10 protein-coding genes are annotated in these 11,345 nt (G+C 52.7%); 8 read left to right on the forward strand and 2 right to left on the reverse strand.

What is annotated here, in order from left to right:
• The first annotated feature begins 16 nt into the window (after positions 1 to 16).
• Positions 17 to 1,204, forward strand: coding sequence for an MFS transporter (locus tag AC0YNW_RS03000; RefSeq protein ID WP_475830691.1), 1,188 nt, complete (start codon positions 17 to 19; stop codon positions 1,202 to 1,204).
• Between the two features lie 293 nt (positions 1,205 to 1,497).
• Positions 1,498 to 4,530, forward strand: coding sequence for an efflux RND transporter permease subunit (locus AC0YNW_RS03005; RefSeq protein ID WP_475830692.1), 3,033 nt, complete (start codon positions 1,498 to 1,500; stop codon positions 4,528 to 4,530).
• A gap of 96 nt (positions 4,531 to 4,626) precedes the next feature.
• On the opposite strand, the gene AC0YNW_RS03010 is transcribed toward AC0YNW_RS03005, so the two are convergent.
• A complete protein-coding gene (locus AC0YNW_RS03010) occupies positions 4,627 to 5,283 on the reverse strand; it encodes a DUF1054 domain-containing protein (protein WP_475830693.1) in 657 nt (218 codons plus the stop codon).
• A gap of 260 nt (positions 5,284 to 5,543) precedes the next feature.
• Between AC0YNW_RS03010 and AC0YNW_RS03015 the strand changes: the two genes are divergently transcribed.
• Together AC0YNW_RS03015 and gndA are read left to right on the forward strand one after the other, a co-directional pair.
• Positions 5,544 to 6,140, forward strand: coding sequence for a hypothetical protein (locus AC0YNW_RS03015; RefSeq protein WP_475830694.1), 597 nt, complete (start codon positions 5,544 to 5,546; stop codon positions 6,138 to 6,140).
• A 242-nt stretch (positions 6,141 to 6,382) separates the two neighbouring features.
• A complete protein-coding gene (gene gndA / locus AC0YNW_RS03020) occupies positions 6,383 to 7,795 on the forward strand; it encodes an NADP-dependent phosphogluconate dehydrogenase (protein WP_475830695.1) in 1,413 nt (470 codons plus the stop codon).
• Here the strand turns inward: gndA and AC0YNW_RS03025 are convergent.
• Positions 7,792 to 8,103 (reverse strand): hypothetical protein, encoded by a 312-nt coding sequence (locus AC0YNW_RS03025; RefSeq protein ID WP_387474383.1) that lies wholly within the window; start codon positions 8,101 to 8,103, stop codon positions 7,792 to 7,794. The two genes, gndA and AC0YNW_RS03025, sit on opposite strands and share 4 nt — an antisense overlap.
• Positions 8,104 to 8,252: 149 nt before the next feature.
• Here AC0YNW_RS03025 and AC0YNW_RS03030 point away from each other — a divergent pair, with 149 nt between their 5' ends.
• The 4 genes from AC0YNW_RS03030 (at position 8,253) to AC0YNW_RS03045 (ending at position 11,316) form a co-directional block, all read left to right on the forward strand.
• A complete protein-coding gene (locus AC0YNW_RS03030) occupies positions 8,253 to 8,786 on the forward strand; it encodes a shikimate kinase (protein ID WP_475830696.1) in 534 nt (177 codons plus the stop codon).
• Between the two features lie 29 nt (positions 8,787 to 8,815).
• Complete coding sequence (gene aroA / locus AC0YNW_RS03035; RefSeq protein ID WP_475830697.1) at positions 8,816 to 10,117, forward strand: 3-phosphoshikimate 1-carboxyvinyltransferase; 1,302 nt, start codon at positions 8,816 to 8,818, stop codon at positions 10,115 to 10,117.
• Between the two features lie 30 nt (positions 10,118 to 10,147).
• On the forward strand, positions 10,148 to 10,582 hold the full coding sequence (locus AC0YNW_RS03040; protein ID WP_475830698.1) for a CoA-binding protein: 435 nt from the start codon (positions 10,148 to 10,150) through the stop codon (positions 10,580 to 10,582).
• Positions 10,583 to 10,710: 128 nt separating this feature from the next.
• On the forward strand, positions 10,711 to 11,316 hold the full coding sequence (locus tag AC0YNW_RS03045; RefSeq protein ID WP_475830699.1) for a hypothetical protein: 606 nt from the start codon (positions 10,711 to 10,713) through the stop codon (positions 11,314 to 11,316).
• The last annotated feature ends 29 nt before the right edge of the window (positions 11,317 to 11,345 follow it).

The raw sequence follows: 11,345 nt of genomic DNA on the forward strand, positions 1-11,345 counted from the left end.
GTGGAGGGATAGCAGGATGAAAGACAAGCGATTACTTATAGTGATGTCCATACTTATGATTACCTTTATTGGCTTCGGCATTATCATCCCGGTTATGCCGGAAATTATTCAGGCTGCGGACCCTAAGAGCGCGGAGATCCATACAGGGAGAATGCTGGCGCTCTACTCTCTGGTTTCGTTTATTTTATCTCCGATATGGGGGACTTGGTCCGACCGGATCGGCAGACGCCCGATTATTTTGACAGGCCTGATCGGCTTCTCTGCGAGCTTTCTGTTATTCGGGCTTGCTGGAGACAATCTGACACTCATGTATGTTTCGCGTGCGCTTGGAGGCTTGTTCTCCGGAGCGGTCGCATCTGTCATCGTCGCTTATGTGGCGGACATTACGCCGCCGGAGCAGCGGACGAAGGGGATGGGGCTTGTCGGCATGTCCATCGGCCTCGGATTTACGCTTGGGCCGGGAGTAGGCGGCTTGCTGAGCGTCTTCTCGCTGAGCACACCGTTTTTTGCCGCAGCAGCTTTGGCGCTGGTCACGTTCGTACTTGCCTCGTGGAAGCTGAAGGAGTCGCTTACGCCTGACAAGCGCAAGCTTAAGTCGGAGAAGCGGGTGTCCAGATGGACGGCCTTCAGGGGTCCGCTCAAATATTTGTACGTTCTTGCCTTTTTTGTAACCTTTACACTGGCGGGCATGGAAGCTACACTTCAGTTTTTCGGCATGAAGCGCTTTGACGTCACGCCGCTTCAAGTAGGCCTCCTGTTCTTCGTATGCGGACTGGTGGGTGCTCTCGTACAAGGCGGTGTCGTTCGCCGCATGATCAAGAAGGGCGAAGAGCCGAAGTATATTGCTATCGGCCTGGTTATTTCAGCGCTAGGGTTTTTCCTGTTGCTGTTCGCACATTCGCTGTGGTGGGCAATCATGTCGCTGGCCGTATTCGGCATTGGCAATGCGCTGATCCGTCCTTGCGTTACTTCGTTAATTACGCAGAAGACGACAGTGGGACAAGGCGTCGCCTCCGGACTCAGCTCATCTATGGACAGCCTGGGCCGCATTGCTGGGCCGCTGCTGGGCTCCCTGCTCTTTACGGTGCAGATGGGCCTGCCGTATTTGCTAGGTGGCATCTTATGCCTGGCGGCGCTGCTGCTGGTCGTCAGATTCCGGTTTCTCGACGGCGCGCAGGAGAAGGAGAGAGCCGTTTCCTCCTAATCGCTGGAGCAGTACATCATAACTAAATCTGTATGAGAACCCGCAGGACAAGCCTTATGGCTGGTCTTGCGGGTTTTTCTTTAGCAGGGGGCCATTATGTTTGAGTTTTGTCTGCTTGCTGATGCATGTCGGTCTTTGGAATGCCTATTTTCCCCGACCAAAGTCTAATTCAGGCTCCGCCCAGCGAAGAGGTTCAATAACCGTCTCGAGACGTTTTTCCTGTTCTTTTCCAATCCGTATGATTAGAACAGACAAAACAGATCACCAAAGTTGGAGAAGGAGATTGAGCCTGAATGATGCACAAAATGACAAAATGGTCTTTCCGTAACAAGGCGGCGATCGGCTTATTGGTCGTAATGGCGCTAGTTATGGGGGTGATCAGCTATTTCCGGCTGCCGATGGAATTTCTGCCGTCGGCGGACAATCCGCAGGTTGTGATTGCGGCTATGGGCCAAGGTAGCGATGCCGGCACCATGGAGAAGCAAGTCACGAATCCGCTGGAGGAAGCGGTAATGTTCGTGAAAGGAAAGACGTCGGTTTTCTCTACAACGGGAGACGGCTATTCGCAAATTATTGTACATTACGACTCCAAGACAGACATGAAGGAAGCGAAGGCGGAGATCGAGACTGCAATAGCTGCTGTGAAGTTGCCGGCAGGTGTCATGAAGCCATTTGTCGTTCAGCAGAACACCTCGATGATTCCAATCGGCTGGATGATGCTTTCCTATGAAGCTGGACTTAGCCAGACGGAGAAGGAGAAGAAGCTGGAGAGCGTCCTTGCTTCACTCAAAAATATGGAAGGTGCCGGGCAGATTGTGGTCACAGGACGGTCCCATTCGACGGTAACCGTAAAACCCGATGCCAAGAAGCTGGAGGCTGCCGGCGTTCCTGTTCAAGCCTTGCTGGGCGTGCTTCAAGGCAGAGGTGTGTCGGTATCCCTCGGTGAGAAAAACATCGAAGGCACTCTCGCCAATGTGAATGTCGTCGATACCGTATCCGGCAAGGAAATGCTGGAATCGCTGCCGGTAGTGCCAGGAATAAAACTTGCCGATGTCGCAGAAGTGGAAATTGGGGCTTCTCAGGACAGCATAAGCCGTATGAACGGCAAGGAAGCGGTCATGATTACGATCGCCAAGTCGGGAGAAGCCAATGCGGTGAAGGTCGGCAACGGGATCAAGGAGAAGATGGAGCAGCTGAATGCGGAGCATGACGGGATTGAATTGACGCTGCCGCTAAGCACCTCCGAGTCGATCACGCATTCCGTCAATAGCATGATGAGGGAAGTGCTGCTCGGCGCATTGTTCGCAACGATCGTCATCCTGCTCTTCATGCGCAACTTCAAAGCGACGATCGTAACGATCGTTTCGATTCCGCTATCGCTGGGTATCACATTGTACTTGCTGCAAGTATCCGGCGTGTCGCTCAACATCATCACGCTGGGCGGTGTTGCTGTCGCAGTCGGCCGGCTGGTGGACGACAGCATTGTCGTCATCGAGAACATCTATAGAAGGCTTCAGCGAGAGGCGTTCTCCATCAAGCTCATTACGGATGCGACGAAGGAAGTAGCGTCGGCGATTACATCGTCCACGATCGTAACCGTAGCCGTCTTCCTGCCAATGGGCTTGCTTCGCGGCTCGCTGCAGGACTTCCTGCTTCCTTTCGCCCTGACCGTCACGTATTCCTTGCTTGCTTCGCTGCTTGTAGCCTTGACCGTTGTGCCGCTGCTCAGCGCCGTATTGCTGCGTGGAACGAAGGAGGCGGCGCATACGGGTTCGTCGCGCTTCTCGGCCTTTATCGCCTGGAACCTGAGGCATAAGTGGCTGCCGCTTGTCCTGTCGGTTGTGCTTCTCGCTGGCTCGGTCGGCGCCTATGTGGCGATGCCCAAGGGGGCGCTGGATTCCTCCAGTGCGGAGAACGTAAGCGTCGAGCTCCATTATGCCGGCGATACGCCGTCCAGCGAGGTTAGAAGCGCGGGTGAGAAGCTGGAGAGCTATATGCTGAACCATGCTTCGGTAGAATGGGTCATGATGTCGCTGGGCAATAGCGCCGACAGTGCGCAATATGGGCAAGTTGGCTCACCTACCCTGGTCTCGTACATTGTTGACTTGAAGGAAGGAGTCGATGCCGAAGCCTTTATGGAGGATGTGCGCAGTCAGAAGTCGGAGTATGCAAAAGCTGATCTTCAGGCAAATGCCGTGGATCTGATGATGGGCGGCGGTTCATCGACGATCTATGTCGATGTGACAGGGGATCATCTGGACCAATTGGCAGAGACAGCTGCCAAGCTTCAGCAGGAAATCGCATCTATTACAGGCGTGCTGAAGGTAGAGAGCAACCTGGAGGAGCAGAAAACCGTGTATACGTATCATCTGAAGCCGGAGAAGGCGAGCGGGGAGCAAGTGGCGATGCAATTGCACAGCTTGTTGAATCCGACGCCGATCGGCGCTATACAGGTAGCCGGAGAAGAGACGGGGGTGCTGCTGCTTCCTGTTGCGAGTCCGGGCAGCCGGAATGAGCTGAACGCGCTAACCGTTATGACGGATGAAGGTCCGCAGCCGATCGGCTCGGTAGCGGAACTGACGAAGTCAGAGCAGCCGTCGCTGTATTATCACAAGGATGGCAAACCCTATCTTCGCGTCACTGCCAGTGTAGACCCGAAGCAGCTTTCCGTTATTGGCGCCGATATTACGAAAGCAGTGACCGCCCTGGCGCTACCGGATGGCGTCAAGGCATCGGTAGGCGGGGCCTCTGCGGATCAGATGGATGATTTTGCGGATTTGGGCTTCACCGCACTGATCTCGATCGGCCTCGTATATCTGATTATGGTGCTGACGTTCAAGACGCTTAGAGCACCGCTTGCGATTATGATTTCGCTGCCGCTTGCAGCCATCGGCGCGATTATAGGGTTGCTGGTCTCCGGGGTCACACCGGACTTCACGTCGATGTTCGGAGCCCTCATGCTGATCGGCATCGTCGTGACGAATGCGATCGTACTGATCGACCGGGTGAAGCAGAACGAAGCGACCATGACGGTGCGCGACGCTCTTATCGAAGCGGCAACGACCAGAATGCGGCCCATCGTCATGACCGCGCTTGCTACCATCAGCGCCATGCTGCCGCTCGTATTCGGCAATCATGAATCCGGCAGCATTGTATCCCAGAGCCTAGCCATCGTCGTCATTGGCGGCTTGACCGCCGCTACGCTGCTGACGCTCATTATCGTTCCATGCGTGTATGAGCTGCTGTTCTTCCAGAAGTCCCGCAGGCAGAGAAGGGACGTCCGTCGCGAAGGAGTGGCAGAAGCAGCGGCTGCATCCGAGATTTAATAAGCTGTCGGAAGTGCGCTCTATGAGCACCCTATAAAAAAGGCTGTCCGGAAACAACGCCCGGGCAGCCTATTTCTACATATGAGTACCGTTTCATTAAACCGAGCAAGCCATCCGATAGATTGGCATGAGCTGCTCATAGGTGGACGATGCGTAAGCGAGCAGAGCGTCGCCGTCATGCAGCAGCTTATCGTCGGCTTTGACATGACGACCGATGAGCAGCTCTGCTTTCTGCACGTCGCGGAAGCGGATAAGCGCCTGCTTCCAGTCCTCATCGGACATGTCGCCGATGACCGTGCAATCCTTCTTCATGTGGTCCATCGACAGCACATAATCGGCAGGCACAGCAGTCTTTACCTCATCCAGATGGTTCATCAGATGAGCGGCAATTCCTTTTTTGTTCGGCACCTCATAGATCAAGGCAAGCCACAGGAACAGATGGTCATCGAACAGCCCCAGCTGGAAGTGGGGATGAGCCTTGTAGCCCCGTTTGTTATCGCATATCGATAACCAGGTGTCCTTCGGCGGATTCACTTTGCGTCGCGCATGCCGGGCAATATGCAGATGCATCTCCTTCCCGGCTGACGGTGCAAGCTCGGCCGTTAGACGCTCGCCCAGCGCCCGGAATTTGGGCTGGATTCTCTCCTGAATCCCTTGCATGCGCTCCTCAAGGCCTTGCATCTGGAATACATCGAAATCATGGGATGTAAAGCCCTCCAAGGAGGAGGGTAAGGCGGTGGAAGTGGTCGTCATGATCAGAGCTCCTTTGTACGAAATATTAGTTATATGAACAATAACGTGTCTCAAAAAATAATAATTATCATTATAGGCTAATTCGAAGTTCTTATCAACCGGAGGGGCAGCAGAGAGCCTTTTTTTGAACGTAAAGACGGTCTCTTCGGAAAATTAGTCAATAATCCAAGTTGCCATAACATATGATGGAGTATAAGATATTAATAAGAACAAATTATCAGAACATTTCGTCAACTATACTGACCAAGGGAGGGATTGCCGTGAACAAAAGCTATGAGGTCGAGTATTGCAATTTGGAGCTGCGATTCGAACGCCGGCAAATCCAAAATCTCATCCGTGATCTTATTCAGGAAGGGTACTCCTTGTATTGGAGCGAGACGGAGGGACAGTTTCTGGTGTCGATACGCACCGGACGCAAGCTGGTGAAGCTGCATTTCCAACGTATGAAAAACCGGTACAAAATTGTAGGCGATTATGTCATCAAGGATGAAAAGCTGTCAGAACTGCTGGAAAAGCTGATTAATGACACACGTGGACATGCGGTCGTGAAGCGGATCAAGGATCGTCAAATCGTAATCGAGAATATTATGTTCGGTGAGATTATACGACTTGTGGAGGTGTCAGGAATGGAGCACCGGATTATTTATCAGAAGAAACCTTTTGTCACGATAGAAGAAATGATCAAAGCCTTTCAATCGAAGCGGGCGGAGGAGCGGGTTGCCGTGCTTAGGTATGAGCTGGACTACGAGTTGTCTGTCCTGCACGAGGCTTTGGAGGCCAATGACGAGGAAGCGGTTACATTATCGAAGGAGCGGCTGACTGCGCTTCGGTCAGAGATGCTGCAGCTGGAGCTGTAACGGATGATTTTCCATCGCCAAAGTCTTCAATTAGAACGATCTTATGCCGGACGCCGGGGGCGAAAAGCATGGGGTCGTTTTTATGTGCGAATGAGCGGATATAAGAAAAACTTTGGACTTCAGTTAAGAAAACTAATGGCTCACAGCGACATTTTTCGGAGCAAACGGTTTTCATATCCGTTCAAAAAGAGTAGAATAAAGCTATTGTGACTAAATATAATGACGAAGGATGGAAGAACCAGATGTCAAAACAACAGATTGGCGTAATCGGAATGGCCGTCATGGGCAAGAATCTTGCTCTTAATATTGAAAGCAGAGGTTTTACGGTATCCGTGTTCAACCGTTCCCGCGAGAAGACGGATGAGCTGATGAAGGAAGCGGCCGACAAAAACCTGGTGCCTACTTTTACAATTGAAGAATTTGTACAATCTCTTGAGACGCCTCGCAAAATTCTAATCATGGTACAAGCAGGCGCAGGTACGGACGCAACAATCGATTCCCTTGTTCCGCTTCTGGATCAAGGCGACATCATCATCGACGGAGGCAACGCGTACTTCCCTGATACGCAGCGCCGCAGCAAAGATCTGGAGGCGAAAGGCTTCCGCTTTATCGGTACTGGCGTATCCGGCGGTGAAGAAGGCGCACTGAAAGGACCGTCCATCATGCCTGGCGGCCAGAAGTCCGCTTATGAGCTGGTTGAGCCGATTCTGACGGCTATCTCTGCCAAAGTCGGCGAAGACGCATGCTGCACGTACATCGGTCCCGACGGAGCGGGCCATTACGTGAAGATGGTTCACAACGGCATCGAGTACGGCGACATGCAATTGATCTGCGAAGCTTATGACCTGCTGAAGAACGTGCTGGGCGTCAGCACCGAAGAACTGCATGAAATTTTCACAGAGTGGAACAAAGGCGAGCTGGACAGCTACCTGATCGAGATCACTCGTGATATCTTCTCGAAGTATGATCCAGAGACGGGCAAACCGATGGTTGACGTTATTCTGGACTCTGCCGGCCAGAAGGGCACAGGCAAGTGGACAAGCCAAAGCTCCCTTGATCTGGGCGTTCCGCTGTCCATCATTACTGAATCCGTATTTACGCGCTTCTTGTCCGCTATGAAGGATGAGCGCGTCGCTGCAAGCAAAGTGCTGAAAGGGCCTGCGAAGGTTCCATTCCAAGGCGACAAGGCAGCCTTCATCGAAGCGGTTCGCAAAGCGCTGTTCGCGAGCAAAATCTGCTCATATGCACAAGGCTTCGCACAAATGCGCGCTGCATCTGAAGAGTACGGCTGGGATCTGCGCTACGGCGACATCGCGATGATCTTCCGCGGCGGCTGCATTATCCGCGCCCGCTTCCTGCAAAATATTAAAGACGCGTATGACCGCGATCCTGAGCTGCGCAACCTGCTGCTTGATTCGTACTTCCAAAATATCGTGGAATCGTACCAAGGCGCATGGCGTGAAGTGGTTGCAACAGCTGTGACTAGCGGCGTTCCGGTACCGGCGTTCGCAAGCGCGCTGGCTTACTTCGACAGCTACCGCACTGAGCGTCTGCCAGCGAACCTGCTGCAAGCGCAGCGCGATTACTTCGGAGCTCACACGTTCAAGCGTGTGGACAAAGAAGGTTCGTTCCACTTCAACTGGCTGCAATCCTAAGACTCACGGTCCTGGATAAGGCCATGGGAAGCTTGCTTAAGCCAGAGTCTTAACCGGTCAGCTTCTTGATCGCAGTAATGCCTGCGCTGAATAAGCGCCATGGAGGCTTCGGCAAAGTATAGAAAGTTTTGCAACAGGCGTGGCTGCGACAGTCCCATCAACGATGGGTCTTCGTCAGCCACCTTTTTTTTGATATAACCCAGCATCCATACCACATCATCTCGGCATAGGGGATGCTCGGGGTCAAGGATGAGGTCGATTCTTTTTTGCGTTAAGAATAGGGAATTGGGGTAGGATTCGCTTGACATAAGCGCAGTCACTCCGATCATGGAATATGCATCAGCTATGCATCTTTATCATCCATACGGCATAATCAACTTTTTTATACCCTCTTCTCGCAAAAAAATGATATGATATGGAAGAATTCACGCCTTTAAAGGGCAAAAGGATGATGATCTTGTCAGTATCCCCGAAAGGAAAGGTAATATTGATCGGCTTCATGGGGACCGGCAAATCCAGCGTAAGCCGGTTGCTTGCGGAGAAGCTGGAGTGGAGCTGTGCCGATTCGGACGAAGAGGTGGAGCGCGCGGCAGGCCGCAGCATCTCAGACATCTTCGCTGAAGACGGAGAGCAAGCGTTCCGCGATATGGAATCCCGTGAGCTGCGCAAGCTGCTGGAGCAGCCCTCGCATGCTGTTATCGCTACTGGAGGCGGGGCTGTGCTGCGCGAGGAGAACCGCAGCGCCATGCTGAAGCATGGCTTCGTGGCCGCGTTGTCCTGCGATCCGGAGAGGATCATTGCCCGGGTGCTGCTGGACAAGTCCAGACCGCTGCTGAAAGGCGCTGTTCGCGAACGCGTCTACGGGCTCCTGAAGACGAGGAAGGGCGCTTATGATTTTGCCCACTTGACAGTCGATACGACGGAACTGTCGGTCGAAGATGTCGTTGACCGTATTGTAATGGCGTGGAAGCAACATTCCACTTTCCCATAAATCATAATGTTGAAGGAGAGCTATTGAAGATGGATGTAATCGTAACGCCGACTCCAAAGCTGCAAGGAAGAATTGAGGCCCTGTCCTCCAAAAACTATACGACACGCTACCTGCTTGTCGCCGCACTGGCGGAAGGCACGAGCACGATATATTATCCGGCTCATAGCGAGGACAGCGATGCGATGCGCCGTTGTATTCGCGATCTGGGCGCAACCGTAGAAGAAGACGATGAGAAAATTGTCATTACAGGATTTGGCCGCCATCCGAAAGCGGTCGATCAATTGGATGTTGGCAACGCCGGCGCTGTGCTGCGCTTCCTCATGGCGATTGCATCCCTATGCCCTGACGTAACCTTTATCAATCGTTACCCGGATTCCCTCGGCAAGCGTCCGCATCATGATTTGATCGAATCGCTTGGCAAGATGGGCGTTACAATTGAGCATAATGAAGGCAAGCTGCCGATTACAATCAAGGGCGGACAGCCGCGCGGGGGACATATTCAAGTGTCTGGGAATATCAGCTCCCAGTTCCTGAGCGCGCTTCTGTTTCTTACGCCGCTTCTGGACGAGGACAGCGAAATCGAAGTGTTGCATGATCTGAAGTCTAAGGTTGTAGTGGGACAGACGCTTGAAGTATTGGAGCAAGCGGGCATTGTTATACATGCCGATGAAGATTACATGCGCTTCCGTGTGCCGGGCCGTCAGAGCTATCAGGCGAAGACGTACCATGTTCAAGGGGACTACCCTGGTTCTGCTGCAATTCTGGCAGCGGCTGCCGTTACGGAGTCGGATGTTATCGTGAACCGTCTGATGGAGAACAGCAAGCAAGGCGAACGAGCGGTTGTTGACGTGCTGAAGATGATGGAAGTGCCGCTTACGCATGAGAACGGCGTAGTGCATGTGAAGGGCACTGGCAAGCTGAAGGCAGTGGAATTTGATGGCGACCATGCGACGGATGCGGTGCTGGCTATGGTAGCAGCAGCTGTGTTCGCCGAAGGCACATCTCGCTTCTACAATGTAGAGAATCTGCGTTACAAAGAATGCGACCGCATTACCGATTACTTGAACGAGCTGCGCAAAGCGGGGGCCAACGTGGAAGAACGCCAAAGTGAGATTATTGTACACGGGCGTCCGGAAGGCGTTGAAGGCGGCGTCGATATCAATGCGCATTACGACCATCGCGTTATTATGGCGTTATCTATTGTCGGCTTGCGCTCGAAGAAGCCGATTCGTATCCATGACGCACATCATGTAGCCAAGTCCTACCCGATCTACTTCGATCATCTGACGGCGCTCGGCGCTCAGGTGGAATGGGTCGAGGGATCGCACTAACAGATTACCCACTTTTTTGGAGGTGCAGCCATGTCTTTTCAAAACCCGGACAGAGAGCAGATCAAAGAGATATTGAGCGGCAGCGATACGATTGCGGTTGTCGGCTTGTCCGATAATCCTGAGCGAGTATCGTATATGGTGTCAGAGGCGATGCAGGCCAAAGGCTATACGATCATTCCCGTTAATCCCAACGCGGATACGATCTTGGGCCAGAAGAGCTATGCCAAGTTAAGCGACATTCCTGTTCCTGTCGATATCGTGAACGTCTTCCGCCGCAGCGAGCATACGCCGCCGGTTGCGGAAGAGGCGGTGGCGATCGGCGTGAAGACGCTTTGGCTGCAGCTTGGCATCTTGAATGAGGAAGCGGGCGAGATTGCAGCTTCGGAAGGTTTGAACGTGATTATGGATCGCTGCATCAAGGTAGAAGATTCCATTCTTCTGCCGGGCGGAAAATCCAAAACCTGACGCTCATAATTCAGACGTGTCTACTCCACAATAAGAAAGGCTTCTGAAGTGAAGGGGATGACCGCAGCTATAGGCGGCTTTCGCTTTGCTTTCTGAAGACTTATGGTGAAACCCAAGGAGGACACAACGTGAATCAATATTCGCAACAGCCGGCACAGTACCAAGGCGGTCAACAACAACAGTTTTCGAATGCAGGCCAAAACTTCCAACCATCTGGCTATGTTCAGTCCCATTATCAAGGACAACTTAGCTACCCGTCGTTTGGCCGGGAATCCCAATCTATTGTAAGCCCGTCTTACAATAACGCCGGGTCCCAGCATTCGTCATATGGCTACCAGCAGCATGCTGCTCCAGCCATTCATTCCTACTCGCAGCCGGCCGTTTCGAATCACGCGTACCAATCCCATGGGCCGGTGCAAAGCCATGCAAGCTCGCCTGCTACTGCATTCGGCGACGTAGGTCCGGTTATTGCGCGCTATGGCTATCAATCTGGTCCAGATGCACAAAACCAAGGCTTTAGCCAGCAACAATACGGCCAACAATCGTATCAACCGGCTCAATATTCGCAACAATCGTATGGCCAAGCGGGATACCAGTCTCATGGACCTGTTCATTCCAACACGTCCATTAACCCGGTATACCAAGCGACGAATGCTTACGAGCAATCCGGCCCGGTTATTGCGCGATATGGTTATCAGTCCTCCAGCGCGCAATCGAATCAATACTCCCGTTAAGAATCCGTTCGTTACGGGATAGAATCATC

This window comes from Paenibacillus sp. J31R120, assembly GCF_056269225.1.